General features: G+C 37.3%; 18 protein-coding genes. 10 read left to right on the forward strand and 8 right to left on the reverse strand.

Going from position 1 to position 19,456, the window contains the following annotated elements; all coding sequences use genetic code 11:
* A complete protein-coding gene (locus CY0110_RS11565; protein ID WP_035799226.1) occupies window positions 1-2,247 on the forward strand; it encodes an amino acid permease in 2,247 nt (748 codons plus the stop codon).
* Between the two features lie 36 nt (window positions 2,248-2,283).
* On the opposite strand, the gene CY0110_RS11570 is transcribed toward CY0110_RS11565, so the two are convergent.
* On the reverse strand, window positions 2,284-2,799 hold the full coding sequence (locus CY0110_RS11570; protein ID WP_008275618.1) for a hypothetical protein: 516 nt from the start codon (window positions 2,797-2,799) through the stop codon (window positions 2,284-2,286).
* A 574-nt stretch (window positions 2,800-3,373) separates the two neighbouring features.
* Here CY0110_RS11570 and CY0110_RS11575 point away from each other — a divergent pair.
* Both CY0110_RS11575 and CY0110_RS11580 read left to right on the forward strand, forming a co-directional pair.
* The gene (locus CY0110_RS11575) at window positions 3,374-3,622 is read left to right on the forward strand and encodes a DUF1902 domain-containing protein (protein ID WP_008275619.1); all 249 of its coding nucleotides are present in this window, start codon (window positions 3,374-3,376) and stop codon (window positions 3,620-3,622) included.
* A gap of 2 nt (window positions 3,623-3,624) precedes the next feature.
* On the forward strand, window positions 3,625-3,822 hold the full coding sequence (locus tag CY0110_RS11580; RefSeq protein WP_008275620.1) for a type II toxin-antitoxin system HicA family toxin: 198 nt from the start codon (window positions 3,625-3,627) through the stop codon (window positions 3,820-3,822).
* 18 nt (window positions 3,823-3,840) lie between these two features.
* Here CY0110_RS11580 and cobT read toward each other — a convergent pair whose 3' ends face one another.
* Window positions 3,841-4,953: a nicotinate mononucleotide-dependent phosphoribosyltransferase CobT gene (gene cobT, locus CY0110_RS11585; protein WP_008275621.1), complete on the reverse strand. Its 1,113-nt coding sequence runs from the start codon at window positions 4,951-4,953 to the stop codon at window positions 3,841-3,843.
* 115 nt (window positions 4,954-5,068) lie between these two features.
* On the opposite strand from cobT, the gene purD reads away from it, so the two are divergent.
* On the forward strand, window positions 5,069-6,328 hold the full coding sequence (gene purD, locus CY0110_RS11590) for a phosphoribosylamine--glycine ligase (protein ID WP_008275622.1): 1,260 nt from the start codon (window positions 5,069-5,071) through the stop codon (window positions 6,326-6,328).
* A 139-nt stretch (window positions 6,329-6,467) separates the two neighbouring features.
* Here the strand turns inward: purD and CY0110_RS11595 are convergent, their stop codons facing one another.
* Both CY0110_RS11595 and CY0110_RS11600 read right to left on the reverse strand, forming a co-directional pair.
* On the reverse strand, window positions 6,468-7,265 hold the full coding sequence (locus CY0110_RS11595; protein ID WP_008275623.1) for a glucose 1-dehydrogenase: 798 nt from the start codon (window positions 7,263-7,265) through the stop codon (window positions 6,468-6,470).
* A 139-nt stretch (window positions 7,266-7,404) separates the two neighbouring features.
* Window positions 7,405-7,800 carry a rhodanese-like domain-containing protein gene (locus CY0110_RS11600; protein WP_008275624.1) on the reverse strand — a complete coding sequence of 132 codons (396 nt, stop codon included), beginning with the start codon at window positions 7,798-7,800 and terminating at the stop codon, window positions 7,405-7,407.
* A gap of 334 nt (window positions 7,801-8,134) precedes the next feature.
* Here CY0110_RS11600 and CY0110_RS11605 point away from each other — a divergent pair, with 334 nt between their 5' ends.
* The 3 genes from CY0110_RS11605 (at window position 8,135) to CY0110_RS11615 (ending at window position 12,786) form a co-directional block, all read left to right on the forward strand.
* Window positions 8,135-9,007 (forward strand): SDR family oxidoreductase, encoded by an 873-nt coding sequence (locus CY0110_RS11605; RefSeq protein ID WP_008275625.1) that lies wholly within the window; start codon window positions 8,135-8,137, stop codon window positions 9,005-9,007.
* A gap of 217 nt (window positions 9,008-9,224) precedes the next feature.
* Window positions 9,225-11,891: an MGH1-like glycoside hydrolase domain-containing protein gene (locus tag CY0110_RS11610; protein WP_008275626.1), complete on the forward strand. Its 2,667-nt coding sequence runs from the start codon at window positions 9,225-9,227 to the stop codon at window positions 11,889-11,891.
* A gap of 94 nt (window positions 11,892-11,985) precedes the next feature.
* Entirely contained in the window at window positions 11,986-12,786 is an 801-nt protein-coding gene (locus tag CY0110_RS11615; protein WP_008275627.1) for an SDR family NAD(P)-dependent oxidoreductase, read from the forward strand.
* 312 nt (window positions 12,787-13,098) lie between these two features.
* Here CY0110_RS11615 and CY0110_RS11625 read toward each other — a convergent pair whose 3' ends face one another.
* From CY0110_RS11625 to trpS, 3 genes are all read right to left on the reverse strand, one after another.
* Entirely contained in the window at window positions 13,099-13,632 is a 534-nt protein-coding gene (locus CY0110_RS11625) for a DUF2062 domain-containing protein (protein ID WP_008275629.1), read from the reverse strand.
* Between the two features lie 71 nt (window positions 13,633-13,703).
* A complete protein-coding gene (locus tag CY0110_RS11630; RefSeq protein WP_008275630.1) occupies window positions 13,704-14,600 on the reverse strand; it encodes a methylenetetrahydrofolate reductase in 897 nt (298 codons plus the stop codon).
* A gap of 55 nt (window positions 14,601-14,655) precedes the next feature.
* Entirely contained in the window at window positions 14,656-15,675 is a 1,020-nt protein-coding gene (gene trpS / locus CY0110_RS11635) for a tryptophan--tRNA ligase (RefSeq protein WP_008275631.1), read from the reverse strand.
* Between the two features lie 148 nt (window positions 15,676-15,823).
* Here trpS and CY0110_RS11640 point away from each other — a divergent pair, with 148 nt between their 5' ends.
* Window positions 15,824-17,107, forward strand: a complete 1,284-nt coding sequence (locus CY0110_RS11640) for an ATP-binding protein (RefSeq protein WP_008275632.1) — start codon at window positions 15,824-15,826, stop codon at window positions 17,105-17,107.
* 40 nt (window positions 17,108-17,147) lie between these two features.
* Window positions 17,148-17,744 (forward strand): tRNA-(ms[2]io[6]A)-hydroxylase, encoded by a 597-nt coding sequence (gene miaE / locus CY0110_RS11645; protein WP_035799247.1) that lies wholly within the window; start codon window positions 17,148-17,150, stop codon window positions 17,742-17,744.
* A 96-nt stretch (window positions 17,745-17,840) separates the two neighbouring features.
* On the opposite strand, the gene CY0110_RS11650 is transcribed toward miaE, so the two are convergent.
* A complete protein-coding gene (locus tag CY0110_RS11650; RefSeq protein WP_008275634.1) occupies window positions 17,841-18,098 on the reverse strand; it encodes a hypothetical protein in 258 nt (85 codons plus the stop codon).
* A 282-nt stretch (window positions 18,099-18,380) separates the two neighbouring features.
* Here CY0110_RS11650 and CY0110_RS11655 point away from each other — a divergent pair, with 282 nt between their 5' ends.
* A complete protein-coding gene (locus CY0110_RS11655; protein WP_008275635.1) occupies window positions 18,381-19,451 on the forward strand; it encodes a DUF3616 domain-containing protein in 1,071 nt (356 codons plus the stop codon).
* The last annotated feature ends 5 nt before the right edge of the window (window positions 19,452-19,456 follow it).

Consider the following 19,456-nt stretch of genomic DNA (forward strand, 5'->3'; position numbering starts at 1 on the left):
GTGAAATTGCCCTTTCGACCACAACCCCCAAACCCTCAGTCTCCTCTCGAAGAAAACCCGTCCGGCTTAGGAACCTTTGGGGGTGTTTATACCCCTTCTATTTTGACCATCCTGGGCGTAATCATGTATTTACGCTTTGGTTGGGTGGTAGGGAACTCAGGATTAATTGGGACGATTTTAATTGTTGTTTTAGCCAACAGTATTACCTTTTTAACCGCCCTTTCCGTTTGTGCGATCGCCACAGATCGCGTTGTTAGAACGGGAGGGGCTTATTATATGATTAGTCGCTCTCTAGGAGTGGAAACTGGTGGCGCAGTAGGCATTCCCCTTTATTTTGCCCAAGCCCTTTCCGTCGCTCTATACACCATTGGTTTTGCTGAAAGTGTAGTAACTACCTTTCCTGACTTGGGTCTGAGTCAACTCTACATCGCCTTGATTGTTACCGTTGGAGTGGGAATTTTAGCGTTTACCTCGGCTGATATTGCCATTAAAGCCCAATACTTTATCATGGCGGCCATTGTCTTATCGTTATTCTCTTTTTTCTTCGGTCATTCCGTCGAAGAAACCCATATCGAACTGTGGGTTAACAATAAAGAACCGTTTTGGGCTGTGTTTGCAGTCTTCTTTCCGGCGGTAACTGGGATCATGGCCGGGGTGAATATGTCAGGGGACTTACGAGATCCCATTAAAGCCTTACCCATTGGAACCTTAGCTGCAGTAGGAACCGGCTTTTTAATCTATTTGGTTTTACCTATTTTTATGGCGATGCGGGCTAATAGTAGCACCTTAATTGCAGAACCCTTAATTATGCAACGAATGGCCTTATGGGGACCAGCCATTTCGTTAGGGGTTTGGGGAGCAACCCTCAGTAGTGCCATCGGTAGTATTTTAGGGGCCCCGCGTATTCTTCAAGCGTTAGCCAGAGACGGTATTTTACCCCATTGGATGCGCTTTTTAGGACAAGGTAGCGGTCCCAACGATGAACCAAAAATAGGCACATTGGTGACGTTTGCCGTAGCGATCGCTGCGGTTTGCATTGGGGACTTAAATATTATTGCCCCCGTGTTAACCATGTTCTTCTTAACCACTTATCTGGTCTTAAATATTTCTGCTGGGGTAGAAGGGTTATTAAATAGTCCGTCTTTTCGTCCCTCTTTTAAGGTGCATTGGGCGTTATCCTTATTAGGTGCCGTTGGCTGTTTAGGGGTGATGTTTCTCATCGATGCTCTGGCCACCTGTGTTGCTGCTATTGTGGTCATCGCCATCTATTTTTGGGTGCGTCAACGGGAGTTGATGGTGACGTGGGGAGATGTACGACGGGGTATTTGGATGGCTATTTTACGCATGGCCATTTTACAAACCGATCACACCGATGATACAAAAAATTGGCGGCCTCAATTTTTGGTCTTGTCTGGTGCGCCAACCAAACGCTGGCCGTTAATTCAGTTAGCCCAAGCGTTAACCCATAATCGAGGGTTAATCACTGTGTCGAGTGTTTTACCTCAAGGATCACGGGATGTTGCCCGTCAAGCGGTATTAGAAAGGCGTATCAGAGACTATTTACAACGTCGTGGAGTACAAGCGTTAGTGAGATTGATTACAGCACCTGATCCCTTTGATGGTGCGGAAAGACTCGTAGAAACCTATGGGTTAGGATCGATTGTTCCGAACACAATCTTATTGGGTGATTCTCAACAAACCACTCACCGCGATCGCTATTGTCAAATGATCGCTAATCTTTATAAGGCACAACGGAATGTTATTGTGCTGCGAGAAAATCCTAATTTATCCTATGATCCCTGGCATGAGTCTAAAAATCGTCGTTTTCGTATCGACGTTTGGTGGGGTGGTGGAATACAAGGCAATGGAAGCTTAATGTTGATTTTGGCATATCTACTCCACTCTAATCCGAAATGGCAAAAAGGAGAGATTCATCTCAAGTTAGTGGTAACAGATGAAACGGCTGTCAATGAAGCTCAAAATAACTTAGATAAATTAGTCCAAGATTTACGCATTGATGCCGTATCTGAGATTATTGTAGCCAATGGTCGCACCTTTGCCACTATTCTGAAACAGTCGTCTCAAGGGGCTGACTTTATCTTTTTAGGAATGCCCTCTCCCAGTGACGATAAACTTTTTGTTTCTAACTATGAAAGACTACAACACTGGACTGAAGATTTACCCACCACTGTCTTTGTTTTAGCTGCCCCTGAGTTTAATTTCCAAGAAGTGTTAGGGGAAAATTGAAGTAGTTAATAGTAGGGTGGGTAATGCCCACCTTACTTATAAGTTACACTTTTCTCTAAGTAAAGATAAAGCTAAATCAAAACTATTGGGTTGAGTTTGCACCGTATACGCTTCTCTTTCTAAGTCTTTACGATGAATATCTCGATAACCTTGAAAAAAAGGACGCGCTTGATTGATGGGTTCTAGGGTTAATCCTAATGCAGTTATTTCGCCGTTTCCTGCACAAACTTGGGACGCATGAACCGATTCATGGATAAGGGTTGGTAAGGCAATATGCAGATCAAAAACCACAGGATTAATCCATATTTTTTTTGTGGTAACTTGTAAGAGTCCATAGGCTCCTCTTTTTGGGGGTAATGCTAAAATAACCTCAAATCCTGCTTTTTCTAATTCTTGTTTTAATTGATTAAATTGTTCATTTTTTTCTCTGTTTTGAGCAAGTATTTTATTATTTTCAATGGGTTGATAACGAGTCATTGATGGATACTTTAATGATTGGTCATACAAGTTCAAAGAAGTTAATAAAAAATAAGTTGATAGTAATTGAAACATTGAGACTATTTCCTGTAATTTCCTGTATTAGAAATTATTAATATTAAATTAGAATACTAGAAGAAGTTTATTAAAGTTTGTATTTACATTTATACCATTCTTTAGCTTTTTCTTGAGAAAGCCTTTGAAAAATTGACAAGAAAATTTGATCAGTCTCTGCTTCAGCAACACTAGAAATAAGAATTTTGTATGTCATAAATTGGAATTATAAATTATATTTTTTATAAGGTTGGCAAAATGGTTCTGCTAGTTGGGCAAGCAATAATTGTATAAAAGTAGAAAGTGGATGGAATTTTAAAACTGTTTTTGCTACCAGTGATGGCGGTATCTACGGTATTGTACAATAGATTTAACTACAACCAGTGTGATCTCGAAGAGATCCTATTTGCGGTGCGTCAATCTTGTAGTGGACTGTTTTAACTAAAAGTGTGTCTTAGATTTCACGGAGTGCAAGCATCCTGCTTGCTATTTTTCCCGCGAGTGAGCAAGATGCTCACATTCCTATCACCTTATTTTAAAAGTTATTAAATATCTTCTACACTAAAATAGAATATTAAAAGCTATAGAGACATCGATGAAAAAACCGAAAGTTTACAATATACAAGCGTTTTGGGACAGTGAAGCAGAGGTTTGGGTTGCAACTAGCCAAGATGTTTTAGGGTTAGCAACAGAAGCAGATACATTAGAGAATCTTAATGATAAGTTACGAGTAATGATTCCAGAATTGTTAATATTAAATGGGATGCTAGAAGAAAATTATCAAGGGTTGATTCAAATGGAATTAATTTGTCATCGTCAAGAAATTATTTCACTTGCTTCTTAAAAATGCCTTCTTCATTTACGCCTCAACTAAAAAGATTACTTTCGGATGCAGGATGTTATTTTGAACGTCAAGGTAAAGGTGATCATGAAATTTGGTACAGTCCAATAACACAGAAAAGATTTGTTGTGGATGGGACAATTAAATCTCGTCATACTGCTAATGCTGTTTTAAAACAAGCGGGTCTTTCTAAAGCTTTTTGAAAATCCTATATGATAAGATTAATTATTAATTATTCTGTGATAATTCTTAACAAGATTTTCAATATCATTTAATAACTTTTCTTGAGTCCAATGATAAGATAAAGAAGCAGCGATCGCAGATCCGCCGGCACCCACACCTTCTTTAACATAACCTTGTTCATACATTTTTAATTGTTGATAAGAAGAACAAGAAAAATTTAATTGAGTGGCTAATAAAGGAACTGTCCCAATAGCTTCAGCTAAAGTAACAGTATCCCCTGTTAAATCTTCTGCTACCCAGCGTGTTGTACCCACAATAATATTATCTAGATTCACATCATATTCAGAGGTATTAATAATACTTTTAATTAAAGCATAAACTGCTAACATTTGGGTTCCTCCAGCTAACATCACCCCTGTTTTATTACTAGCAGCAATAGCCATTCCTGCTACGAAAATTTGCATAGGATCACCTACAACAGCTACTAATTTAAAAGGATTAATTAGTTCTAAATTATTAGAAAAACCAGCATTTTCAAAACCCTTTTTGACAATTAATTCTTTTTGTTTATGATTACAATGAGGATGACTACTATTCACTTTTCCCATAGCATTAATTCCTAAGCCGATTAGAATAGCTAAAGCCGTTGTTGTGCCACCCACAACACATTCACTGAAAATTAAATAATTTTTTGTATGATTTTTTGCTAATTTTTCACCCCAATTTAATCCTTGTTGAAACAAGTCATAAACTAACGGTAAGGGTAATGCTTTTCCTGTGGTTAAACACTGTGCCGGTTGTCCCCCTAGATCAATAAAAGGAACAGATGGAACGATAGGTAAACCAGCATTAAATAAATAAACAGGAATGTCACAAGCTTCTACCACAGCGCGAGTAATAAAAACAGGAGAAACCCCTTGACTTAAAGGCGGTAAAGGATAGTGATAAGAAGATTGAACCCCGTTAATTAAAAATTCTGCATCGGCGATCGCTGTATATTTTCTCGCTTCTGGAGTGGCACCGGCTGCCGAAATGCCAGGAATTAAACCTGTCTCAGTAAAGCCCAAAATACAAGCAAAAATGGGTGAAAATCCTTGATAGTTTTCAATCCATTTTTGTCCTAAGGAATGAGCAGAATAAAGGCGAAACATCTTTTTTCAGTGACCAGTGATCACTGATCATTGATCAGTCTATGACAATTAGATTGCAATGGTAACACTCACAGACTTATGATGTCTATGGGTTTATTTTATGTATGATTAAAGCGTGAAAGTCTTAGTTGTGGGAAATGGAGGGCGAGAACACGCCCTAGCTTGGAAACTACTTCAGTCACCTCAAGTAGAACAGTGTTTTTGTACCCCTGGAAACGGGGGAACCGCTTTATTAGAAAAATGCGAGAATCTTCCTTATGCAGTGGATGACTTTGCTAATATTGCTGATTATGTCCAGAAAAAAAACATCGATTTCGTTGTTGTTGGGCCAGAAGTTCCCTTAGCTAAAGGCATTACTGACTATCTACAACGCTACAACATTAAAGTATTTGGACCCACTCAAGCCGGGGCGCAAATTGAATCAAGTAAGTCTTGGGCTAAAAAATTGATGGCCGATGCTGGTATTGCGATCGCTCAAGGAGAAACATTTACCGATGCAGAAGCAGCAAAAGCTTATATTACCCAACAAGGTGCGCCTATCGTTGTAAAAGCAGATAACTTAGCGGCCGGAAAAGGGGTTATCGTGGCTCAAACTGTCGAAGAAGCAAAAGCTGCAGTAGATGAATTAATGACCACGGGTTTTGATTTAATCGTCGTCGAAGAATATTTACAAGGGGAAGAGGTCTCTATTTTAGCTCTCACCGATGGTAAAACTGTACGGCCTCTATTACCAGCACAAGATCACAAACGCATTGGAGAAGGAGACACTGGACCCAATACCGGCGGAATGGGGGCCTATGCACCAGCACCCATCGCAACCCCTGAGTTATTAGAAAGGGTGCAAAGAGAAATTTTAGAACCCACTGTTACAGGATTGCGTCAACAAGGTATTAATTATTGTGGGGTACTGTATGCCGGGTTAATGGTGACACCAGAAGGCGATCCCAAAGTTCTAGAATATAACTGTCGCTTTGGTGATCCCGAAACTCAAGCAGTGTTACCTCTATTAGAAACGCCGTTAGATGAGTTATTAATGGCTTGTATTGAAGGCCGTTTAGAAGCGTTTCCCCCCTTACAATGGTACGACGGTAGTGCAGTATGTGTGGTTGCTGCGTCTGATGGCTATCCTGGAAGCTATGAAACAGGAAAAGTGATTACAGGGATCACTGAAGCCGAAACTTTAGGATCAACGGTGTTTCAAGCAGGAACAAAGTTAGAAGGCGATCGCTTATTAACCGACGGGGGACGAGTGTTAGGGGTGACATCGATGGGTAAAGATTTTAACCAAGCTATTGAGACAGTTTATGGTTGTATCGAAACCATTGATTTTCCTGGTAAATATTATCGTCGTGATATTGGTCATCGGGTTCGTTAATTGTTTGTTTAGCCTTGCAATCAATACAAATGTTCACCACCAAATTTTAAAATGCAATCCCAGAAACAACTAACCTTAACCTGAGTTCGGGTTAAGCAGATTGAGGTAGAATCCAGTCCATTTCAAGAGAGGGTTTCTTTTATGAATTCAAAAAGTTAGGATAAAGGGTCATACCACCATCGATAAAAAGTGTTTGTCCTGTTATGTATTGCGCTTCATCAGACATTAAAAAAGCGGCCGCTGCTGCCATTTCTTCGGGAGTTCCCACTCTACCTAAAGGAATACGACGTTTCATTTGTTGTTTTTTCTGAGGATCATCAAGCCAATCATCATTAATCGATGTATCTGTCGCACCAGGAGCGATCGCATTGACCCGAATACCATAAGGAGCATATTCTAATGCTAACGTTTGGGTCATGCTTTTCATCCCACCTTTACTAATAGCATAGCTGACATATTGAGGTCTGGGAATGATTTCATGGACACTCGAAACATTAAGGATAATCCCTTTTTTTTCTGTCTTTAAAAAGTGTTGAATGGCTTCTCTTGCACAAAGATAAGCACCCCGAAGATTAACATTAATTACCTTATCAAAATCATCGGTTTCCACTTGCTCTGAGGGATCATCTATTTGAATCCCTGCATTATTAACTAAAATATCCAAACTTCCCCATTTTTCTATTACTTCATCATACATTCTCAAGATATCTTTTTCTTCAGAAACATCCCCTTCTACAGGTAGATACTGACCTCCTTTATTATCCATTTTGGAAGTCATTTTTTTTATCATATTTTTTGTATCGTCAAGCTTATTAATATCATTACGATAATTTAAAGCAACATTAGAACCTTCAGCCATTAAACGAGCTGCGATCGCTTGTCCAATACCGGAAGTCGCCCCGGTTACTAAAACATTTTTTCCTGTGAGTCCTTCCATGAATTTTTTTAGTTTTCGGTCGCTGGTCACTGAAAATTATTAAAAGGGGAGGCTTTCAACCTGAATTATTTAGTTATTCAGTAAAAGCCTTCCCTAAGTTTTGTCAATAGTATTTCTTTAATTCAAATGGCTATTGAAATTATGCTGCTCTTCCTTCTGTAGGACCGGCAATACTCTTCCATTTTTTTAAACCGCCTTCAATGCGAGAAACACGATTAAAGCCTTTATTTCGCAATTTTTCGGCTGCTTGTTTAGCATTTTCTTCTCCGTCTGCGTAAACATAAATATCTCGATCGCGAGACATAGAAGAAATACTATCTTCAACAAATTCCAGTAGCATCGCTCCTGTAATATGTTCTTTTAAAAATGATTCATTATCACGAGCATCAAGAATCGTCAATCCAGGTTCACCCCAGTCTAAGCGTTGCTTTAGGGCTTGAGGACTGGATACTGGCATTTGTTGGTCAGGAGGAATAGGAAGACTATCTTTAAGACCTGTTTGTTCTATTATGGGGGGTTTTGCTTCGGTTGACATAGACTATTATAAATAAATTGTGACGACAAAGTAATCTTACTTATTATTTATTTAAACAATTATTTATTAGTAAGCACTCTATCTAAAGTCTGAAATAAATAATATTCTCAATTGAGAAAATATAAATTGATAAGAGCAATTTTTTGGCAGAAAGAAGAAATAATTATAATTTTTATTTACTTATAAAAAAATCTAACTTATGAGATATTTTCAAAATAATTATTCTTCTTACAATATTAAATAGATACTATAAATTATCTCAGAGAAAATATATCTCTGAAATTAAGAATCGCAATCGGTGTAGTTAAATCTCCTATCACAAAATTTTAAAACTATGGTAAATCAAAAACGTCGTCCTACTCCACAAGATATTCCTGGCCAGCAGTTAGACTATCCTGCCTCTCAACGAGACATGACTCCTCAACCGGATAGTGATTTATCTAATTATCAATCTGCCAATAAACTTCAAAATCAAGTGGCTATTATCACAGGAGGAGATTCCGGTATTGGTCGCGCTGTGGCGATCGCCTATGCTTTAGAAGGTTCAGAGGTAGCTATTTTATACGACCAAAATGATCAAGACGCTCAAGATACCAAAGAAAAGGTCAAAGAAATAGCTAATAAAGACTGTTTAGTTATTAAAAAGGATGTTCGTGACTATTCAAACTGTGAACAAGCAATTCAACAAGTGATTGATCGCTTTGGCAGATTAACGATTTTAGTTAATAATGCAGCCTATCAAATGACTCAGAAAAAGTTTGAGGATATTTCCCTTGAACAGTTTCGTCGCACCATGGAAACGAATGTTTTTGGCTATTTTTATATGGTAAAAGCAGCCCTTCCCTACTTAGAATCTGGGGATACGATTATCAATACCGGTAGTATTGTAGGCAAAATGGGCAAAGGAATGCTAGTTGATTATGCTACCTCTAAAGGGGCTGTCCATAGCTTTACCAAGTCCCTAGCGCAAAATCTTGGCGATCGCGGTATTCGCGTTAACTCAGTGGTTCCAGGCCCTGTATGGACTCCCAATATTCCTGCGACGATGCCAGAAGAAAAAGTTGATAATTACGATACTGACGGAATTATGAAACGGGCAGCCCAACCTGAAGAACTTGCCCCTGCTTATGTCTTTTTAGCGTCTGAAGATAGTAGTTTTGTTACAGGTGCGCTGTATGACGTGACTGGCGGACAATTAGCTGCCTAGTTATTTTTTACGCCCTATTGCAACAGATTTTTATACTTATGAGACACAGAGGTCATCGCTTTGAGATAGATGAGCAACCCTGCGCTCTAAGACGACGAAATAAGATAGGGGTTAAATGTACCGTTTCCAGTTATGCTCATGGCAAAACCTCATGGTCTCAAAAAATATTATTTTGTCAATACAAATAAGTTATTTGTTAAAAATATAATTGATAAATATGTCATCATCAAAACAACTTACTCAAGAAGAAATTAGATTAAAAGAAGATCGAGAACGCCAAGCTTATTGGCGACGATGGGGCTGTTATTTAAGCGATCGTCAATGGGGAACTGTCAGAGAAGATTATAGTAAAGACGGCTCAGCTTGGGACTATTTCAGTTTTGAACAATCCCATTATCGGGCTTATCGTTGGGGAGAAGATGGCATTGCAGGGATTTCTGATAATCATCAAAGATTATGTTTTGCTCTATCGTTTTGGAATGGTCAAGATCCCTGTTTAAAAGAAAGATTATTCGGACTAACTAACAAACAAGGCAATCATGGGGAAGATGTTAAAGAGTGTTATTTTCAGTTAGATAATACTCCTACTCATTCTTATATGAAATATTTATATAAGTATCCTCAAAATTGTTTTCCTTACGAGCAATTAAAAGAAAAAAATAAACAGCGTGGATTAACAGACGGAGAATTTGAAATCCTCCACACAGGCATTTTTGATGATAATCAATACTTTGATATTACGGTAGAATATGCCAAAGCAAGTGACGAAGATATTCTCATCAAAATTCATATTACCAATCGTAGTTCACAATTAAAACAATTACACTTATTACCTACTTTATGGTTTCGTAATGTTTGGTCTTGGGACGATGAAACCCACAAACCAAACTTAAAAATTTATGAAAATAAAGAAGACTATAGTATCATTGAAGCTAACCATTACGAGTTAGGAAAAAGATGGTTATATTGTTCTGGCTCAGAACAACTTTTATTTACTGAAAATGAAACAAATTACCAACGATTATCTAATACAGATAATAACTCTCCCTATGTGAAAGATGGCTTTAATCGTTATATTGTTAATGGTGATGAATTAGCGGTTAATCCTAATAAAATCGGCACAAAATTCGCTGCTTATTACTGTTTAGAAATTCCAGGAGAAGAGACGCAAACGATCACACTAAGACTGTGTGATAATCCTCATTTAGACTCCCCGTTTAATCAAACCTACCATAATATTTTCAATACTCGCCACCAAGAAGCCAACGAATTTTATCAAAGAATTTCCCCCTACGAAAAAAATCCCGAACTCCGTAATATTCAACGACAAGCGTTTGCTGGTTTACTGTGGAACAAACAATATTATTACTATGAAATAGATACCTGGTTAGCTGGAGATCCCAAGCAACCGAAACCCCCAGAAGAGAGAAAAGAAGGAAATAATAGCGATTGGCAACATATTCACATTTATGATGTCATTTCCATGCCAGATAAATGGGAATATCCCTATTTTGCAGCTTGGGATTGGGCATTTCATCTAATTCCTTTAGCTACCATCGACCCCGAATTTGCTAAAACACAACTTCATCACCTCACCCGTGAATGGTATATGCACCCTAACGGACAATTTCCCGCTTACGAATGGGACTTTAACGGTGTTAACCCTCCGGTTCAAGCTTGGGCAGCTTGGCGTATTTATACCATCGAAAGAAAGATGTATGGAAACTGCGATAAGAAATTTTTAGAAAGAGTATTTCAGAAACTATTATTAAACTTTACGTGGTGGATTAATCGACAAGATAAAGATGGAAATAATGTCTTTCAAGGGGGATTTTTAGGCTTAGATAATATTGGGGTTTTCAACCGAGGAGGCGACATACCAACAGGGGGAAAATTAACCCAATCTGATGCAACCAGTTGGGTGGCAATGTATTGTTTGAATATGTTGACCATTGCCTTAGAATTAGCCAAAGAAAATGATGTTTATGAAGACATGGCGAGTAAATTTTTTGAGCATTTTCTCTACATTGTTGATGCCATGAATCATATGGGTTCAGAAGGGGCAACCCTTTGGAATGAAGAAGACGGATTTTATTACGATGTTTTAGATTTACCTAACAGAGAAAATATTGATCTCAAAGTTCGGTCTCTTGTGGGTTTAATTCCTCTTTTGGCTGTCACAACCATAGAAAGTGAAACATTAAAAAAACTTCCTAACTTTAGTCAACAAGTTGATTGGTTTGTCAAGAATCGTCCTCAACTTAGTCGTAATTTAGCGTGTCTCGAAGGGTGTGGTCAATACTCTCGCCGATTATTAGCTATGGTAGATCAAAATAAATTGCGTCTTCTCCTCGAAAAAATGCTTGATGAAGGAGAATTTTTGAGTGATTTTGGCATTCGTTCGGTTTCTCGTTATCATGCTGATAATCCCTATAAATTTGAGACAGAAAACGAAACTTATACGATAGGTTACGAACCCGCAGAATCACAAACAGCCATGTTCGGCGGTAACTCTAACTGGCGTGGTCCAGTATGGTTTCCCATTAATTACTTATTAATTGAAGCCCTACAAAAATTTGACTTTTATTATGGAGATGATTTTAAGGTTGAATGTCCAAAGGGGTCAGGAAAGATGATGACTTTATGGGACGTTTCTCTAGAAGTAGAAAGACGTTTAGTTGATATTTTCTTACCCAATGAATCAGGAAACCGTCCTGTATTTAAAGATATGGAACTCTTTAATAATGATCCTCATTGGCAAGATTTGTTACTGTTTTGCGAATATTTTCACGGCGATAACGGTAAAGGGTTAGGTGCTTCTCATCAAACGGGATGGACTGGTTTAATTGCCAAGTTGATTTTACAACGAAGTGAATATTCATGATTTAAGCAAGAATCAATCTTTAGAAAGATAAATTATTAGCAAAAAATTGGAATCCTAGTAGTTAAGTGAAAATTTACTCTCAACAGCAATAATTATGGATTTTGGAATTAAAAATAAAGTTGCCCTCATTACAGGAGCAGACTCTGGTATTGGGAAAGCAACAGCCAAACTATTAGCAGCAGAAGGAGTCAAAATCGCTCTTTCTGATAAAACAACCGATCAATTACAAGCTAATGCTGAAGAAATTAGCGAAATAGGGGAAGTGATTCCCGTAACCGCAGATTTAACCAAACCAGAAGACATCGAAGCTGCCAAAAAAGAAATTTTGACTCGCTTTGGAACCCTACATATTTTAGTTAATTGTGCCGGTATTACAGGAGCAACAAAAGACTTTTTGGAACTTAGTGACGAAGACTGGTATCAAACCCTAGAAATTGACTTTATGGCTGCTGTTCGGGTTTGTCGTGCCTTTATTCCCATGATGCAAAAAGAACAATGGGGTAGAGTTGTTTTAATCGGTTCAGAAGATGCGGTGCAACCTTACCCTGACGAAATGCCCTATTGTGCAGCCAAAGCAGCCATTCTCAACTTAGCGAAAAATTTGTCTAAAGTTTATGCAAAAGACGGAATTTTAGTTAACTCTGTCTCTCCTGCTTATATTGAAACTCCCATGACTGATGCCATGATGGAAAAACGGGCTAAAGAAAAGGATATCAGTTTTGATCAAGCGATCGATACATTTCTAGAAAATAAACGTCCTCACCTTGTTCTAAACCGTCGAGGAAAAGCCAACGAAGTTGCAGCCGTTATCGCTTTTCTGTGTTCTCAACAATCTAGTTTTGTTGTGGGTTCTGATTATCGTGTCGATGGCGGTTCTGTAGCGACAGTTGCCTAAAACAATTGTAAAACTCACTTGGTTATACTCCCTGGCATTAAGTTAGGGGGTTTTTCGATTTTTATCCTAAACGCTTGAGAATTGATTTTTTTTGTTTTACTATTTATGCCAAATCCACTTATTTTAGTAGAGTAACGTTTTTTCTCCCTGCTCCCTGCTCCGACACCTGATACTATACTATCTAGAGCGGATTTGGTATTAGTTAGGCCGTATTGCTGCAAGAGGTGGGTATAGCCAAATCTCTTGATTGCTTCGGGGTATTTTTAGTGAGAATCATAGGTTAAGCTAGAATTTCTCCCTCGCAATGACAACTTATCGTCTTCTGCGCCAACGATATAGAAATCGTATACTAACAATATAAGTTACAACTGAAGCGATCGCACCTATCACTAAACAACCCGAAAATAACGTTACCAAAAAAACTAAACCTGATTCTTTTAACTGGCCCCAAGATTGCCAATTATCGGGAAAAGTAACCTGAGTTTCTCCGATCCCAAACCCTAATAATAATTCTCCAATTTTGTAATTAAAAGCAAAAATTGGCACATAAGTTAAAGGGTTACTAACCCAGGTTCCAGCAACTGCAGCTAATTTATGTCCACGAAAGAGAATAGCTAACAAAACACCGATGATAGTTTGGAGTCCAAACAAAGGAAAACAACCAGCAAATACCCCAAAGGCTAACCCTCGTGAAATATAGCGAGGCGTTCCCCGTAGGCGCAAAAACCGCAAATAAAAGTAACGCCACGATCGCTTGATTCGAGAACGACGACGTTTTGACTGACGACGATGTTTGGGTTTTTGGTCTTGAAAAATCACAGGGTACGGAGAGGGATCAAGAGACATTTGATTAAAAAGTAACGAGGTTTACTCTTTTTCTATGCTATCAATCCTTTTTAACATGAATACTAGATTTTTTATTTAGAAACAATTGGGGCAATGCCAGCCTGATCTAAAATTTCAGGGATTAAGTCTTCTCGTTTAATAGCCATCATGTGGACTCCTTGACAGAGTTGTTGAGCGAGTTTAACTTGTTCTGCTGCAATTTTTACCCCTTCTTTTAAGGGTTCTTCTGCGTCAGCTAATCGCTTAATAATACTCTCAGGAATTTCTACCCCTGGTACATTCTTGTTAATAAATTGAGCATTTTTTGCCGACTTCAACAGAAAAATTCCAGCTAAAATTGGTTTATCGGTATTAGCAGCAATTTGGTGCATGAATTTATCTAAGCGATCAAAATCAGTAATTAATTGACTTTGAAAAAATTTTGCACCTGCGGCCACTTTGCGTTCAAATCTTCGTTGTAACCCTGACCAACTGCCACATTGAGGGTCAACAGCAGCCCCTGGAAAGAGGTCTAAGGGTTCATCGGGGAGGGGTTTATCGTTAAAATCAATGCCTCGATTGAGTTTATCAATCATTTGCAATAGTCTAACAGATTCTAGCTCAAATACGCCTCTTGCTTTTTTATGATCCCCTGCTTTAACTGGATCACCGGTTAAGGCTAAAATATTGCGTAATCCTAACGCATAAGCCCCCATTAAGTCTCCTTGTAGGGCAATCACATTGCGATCGCGACAAGTCATTTGACAGATGGGTTCAATGCCATATTGCAATAATAGAGCAGATGCTGCCATTGAGGACATTCTCAATACAGCGCGACTACCATCGGTGATATTTACCCCATGAACCCTACCTTTGAGTTGTTTAGCCATGTTTAACATTCTGGACGGGTTTCCGCCTTTTGGTGGGGTGACTTCTGCGGTGATCAAAAATTCTTTATTTTGAGCAGCTTGACGAAATTGGTTAATCATAGTTTAGGTATGTTTTAATCTTTTCAATCGGAGTAAGCGATCGCTGAGGGGTTATCTAGTCATTGGTTGGTAAGGGTAGGTATCCTAAAGCATCTTTGACTCTAGTTAGGGTTTCATTGGCAACGGTTTCAGCTTTTTCTTTTCCGTCTCGTAACACAGAGTCTAAGTAATTTTTATCGTCCATAATTGCTTGATATTTTTCTTGAATGGGTTTGAGAGCTTCTATAGTTGTTTCAGTCAGTAATGGTTTAAATTGTCCCCATCCCATGTCTTGGCATTCTGTAGCGACTTCTTCTTTACTCTTTTGGGACAATAAACTATATAAACCTAGTAAATTGTTACATTCAGGACGTTCTTTATTATCAAATTCTAACCCTTTGATGGGATCAGTTTTGCATTTTTTAATCTTCTTTTTGATAAGATCAGGGGGGTCAAGTAAGTTAATGCGACTGAGATCAGAGGGGTCAGATTTTGACATTTTTCGAGTTCCATCAGCTAAACTCATTACCCTTGCCCCTTCTTTACGAATTAAGGGTTCTGGTAATTTTAAAATTGGGGTTTTTTTGCTTCCAAATTGATCATTAATACGGATAGCAATATCTCTGGTTAATTCTAAATGTTGTTTTTGATCCTCACCCACAGGGACTTTATCAGCGTTATATAATAAGATATCGGCTGCCATTAAGACGGGATAATCTAATAGGCCAACACTAACATTTTCTCCTTGTTTAACGGCTTTTTCTTTAAACTGAATCATCCTTTCTAACCAGTTTAAAGGGGTGATACAATTTAACAACCAAGCCAGTTCACTATGTGCCGATACATGGGATTGAACAAAGATAGTTGCATGGTCTAAATCGATGCCACAAGCTAAATACAGGGCTGCTATGGTATAAGTATCCTGGGCTAAGGTTTTGGGGTTATGAGGGACGGTTATGGCGTGCAAATCTACTACACAGAAGAAGTTATCATAGTTATCTTGTATATCTACCCAGGTGCGGATCGCCCCTAAATAGTTTCCTAAGTGAAGATTTCCGGTTGGTTGTACCCCTGATAAGACCCTTTGTTTACCCATTCTAATACTATTTTACTTTTTACTGAATGTTATTATTTCTTTACAATTATGACTGATTATGTAACTTCTGTAAAAAGATTTATCAGATAAGTTTTGTAAGGTCATAATATATTATGCCCTTGTAGTCATACGCTTTGTGTCAAGAAACATGAATCAAGACTTAAATTATTATCATCTTATTCATCAAGAGATTGCTTCTTTACTGTTATATCAATCTATTTTTGACGATGAAATTGGACAGGCTTTTTTGTCAGTTTTAAATTTAATTTATGTTCGCAATCAGCAATCAATTGATATTAATTGTCTTAAGGCTTATAGTCTATTGTTTAAAAATTTAGCTTCTCAAGGCATGAGTTGGCAAGATTATCTGATTAGAAGAATCTTAGTTGATGATAATCCCTTTAGTCAACAAGTTCAATATTATGATTTAGAAGATTTACCAAAACCTTTAATCGAAGCTACTGAACACGATGTACGCATTTTAAACACTTTATATAATCTTTCCCTTGAAGCCATTAGTCAATGGGTAAAAGAAGCAGCTAATGTTCCTTTTTCTCCTTTTATTGGGGAATTTGAAAATAAAGATAATACGTTTCTTCATCAAGAAGATAATTGGGCTAATTGCTTACAACAATTAGCGAATCATTATCGTCAACATGGGACAGGAATTTTTGCCCAATATAAAGCTTTAAAATGGCATAATAAGCAATTAATTGGGATTAGTGAAGCTGATCCAATTACCCTAACTGAAATTGTCGGTTATGAGTCTCAAAAAGAAACATTAATGAAGAATACAGAAATTTTATTAGCTGGTTATAATGCCCTTAATATCTTGTTATATGGCAGTCGTGGATCAGGTAAATCTTCTTTAGTGAAAGGGTTATTAAATGAATACTATAGTCAAGGGTTAAGATTGGTTGAAGTTAATAAATCTCAGTTATCTAGTTTACCCATGATTGTCGATCAATTAAGACATATTCCTCAAAAGTTTATCATATTTGTAGATGACTTATCCTTTGAAGAAGATAATGATGCTTTTAAATCTCTGAAAGTTGTTTTAGAAGGAAATGTAACAGCAAAAGCGAAAAATGTGTTAGTTTATGCTACTTCTAATAGACGACATTTAATTAGGGAATATTTCGATGATCGCCCCCGTCCAAAAGATGCCGATGAGGTGCATCATTGGGATACCGTACAAGAAAAACTATCCTTTAGCGATCGCTTTGGTTTAACCCTTACGTTTGAACCAGCAAATCAAAATACTTATCTCAATATTGTCCATCATTTAGCCTCACAAATTAACCTTAAAATAGATAAAGACGAGCTAGAATTTAGAGCAAAACAATGGGCAACTCAACATAATGGGCGATCTGGAAGAACAGCAAGACAATTTATTGATTTTTTAGAGGGAGAATTAGGATTAAATCATTAATAATCATTTACAATACTATCAACTTATGCTAAATTCTAAAATGTTAACGGAAAAAACTAAAATAAACATCCTCAAAACACCAACTCAAGACCCTTGGATTGAGCAAGCGATTAATAATTCAGAGACAATTTTATTAGATCATTCTCATTGTGAAAGAAAAGCAGCTAGTGTGGCTTTGAATTTAATGTTTCGTTATTCATCTAACACAATGTTAGTGAGGAAATTAACAGCGATCGCACAAGAAGAGTTAGAACATTTTGACCAAGTTAATCAATGGTTAGAAAAGAAAAATATTCCCCTGGGTCCTCTCTCTTCCCCTCCTTATGGTGCTAAATTAAAAGCAGAAATTAGCACCCAAGAACCCCAAAGATGTCTAGATTCTTTATTAGTTGCAGCCTTAATAGAAGCGAGATCCCATGAAAGGTTAGGACTGCTAGGAAAACATTGCCCTGACGAAAATTTAGCTAAATTTTACCGTAGTTTAATGGCATCAGAAGCCAGACATTACGGTATTTACTGGGTATTAGCTGATCATTATTTTGACAGGGAAAAGGTACAAAAAAGATTAGAAGAATTATCTATTATAGAAAGTGAAATTTTAACTACATTATACCCCGAACCCAGAATACATAGTTAGTTGTCTTTCTGAGTTCAGAGTTGATTCTTGCAAGTTTTATTAGTCTTTATATGTGATAATTAAGTCCAAATTTAATAAGTTTGGATTACTATAATTTTAAAGGTCACTGGGTGTTTCAGGAGCAATTTCTACTCCTCGCTTTTCTCTTTCTTTTTCTCGCTCTTTTTCTTTTAAAGCATCAAACGTTTCTATGTCTACGCCAATAGATTCATAAGCTTTTTTTAACTCTTTTTCAAATTTCTCAATGTTTTCACCATAACCGGCCCTTTCTGCTACGGTTGCTATATTTTTCCCTATATTGGCTCTGACACAGTCAATTAATTCGTTTTCATGGAGAGGTGTTGAAGCTGCCATAAAATTTTCCCTCACTTACATAACTAATATCACTAGCCTAAATCAAACCAGCAAAAAATTTAATCTATCTAAAAGTAGAATTAGCAATAGTATAAAACCTCCAAGTCCCATTAATTTAATGTGTCTTTGGATAGATGTATTTCCTTTACTTTTTAGTTTAGATTTTTAGTTAACTAGCTTTATAAAAATCGACTAATTACACAAAACAGAATCATTGCTGTTACCTAACCCGAATTTTGCCTTAATGTTCGGGTTAAACACTTATTAATAGAGAATATAATTATGAATGCTTTTTTATTAACTAGAATTTTGTTACAATTTCAAAGTGAAGACGATGATTTAATTGAAGAAATTTCTGCCGTTACTCGTACCCCAGATGGTAGTCTTTGGGTTGGTTCTGATGAATACCTTTCTATAGAAAGATTAACGCCAATGGGAGATGGTATTTATGGTGGTCATAAAGTCTTTCATCTAAAAGATTATATTGACTTATTTGATCATGATTCAGAAGTCGATATCGAAGGACTTGACTACTCTGACGGTTATATTTGGGTCACTGGTTCTCATAGTCTTAAGCGTAACAAAACTAAAGGTAAAAAAAATAAAAAAGATATTAAAAATCTCTCAGAAATAGAAAGAGATCCTAATCGTTATTTAATCGCCAGATTACCAGTATTAAACGGTGAATTAGTCAAAACTTGTAGTCATTCTGTTGATGAAGAAACCCCTTTAACGGCTGCTTCCGTCAAAAAAGTTGATAATCATAACTTACTGATGGAAATACTAGCAGAAGATGAACACTTAGGGAAATTTTTAACGATGAATATTCCCTCAAAAGATAATGGTTTTGACATCGAAGGATTAGCCGTAAAAGATCATAAATTATTTTTAGGATTGCGTGGCCCAGTGTTAAGAGGTTGGGCGATAATCATAGAAATTGAATTAGAAAATTCCGCTCCTGGTATCCTCACGTTGAAAGACTTAGGAGACGGTTCTTACTACCGTAAACATTTTCTTGATCTTAATGGTTTGGGAATTCGTGAACTATGTTTAAATGGGGACGATTTAATCATTTTAGCTGGTCCAACAATGGATTTAGAAGGAGCAATGCAAGTCTTTCGTCTCAAAAATGTACTCGATTATAGTCATAATAATTTATGGGAACAAAAAGCAGACTGTCTCGAAACTTTATTTAATTTACCTTTTACTATTGGTTCTGATCATGCAGAAGGATTAGCTTTGTATCCCTGTTTAGGGTATGAAAACGCCCTGATGATTGTTTATGACTCCCCTAACGAAAATCGCCGTCCTCAAGATCATAGTATTTTCGCAGATGTATTTCGCTTACCTTAGTACAA

The sequence above is a fragment of the Crocosphaera chwakensis CCY0110 genome (genome assembly GCF_000169335.1).
GTDB lineage: Bacteria > Cyanobacteriota > Cyanobacteriia > Cyanobacteriales > Microcystaceae > Crocosphaera > Crocosphaera chwakensis.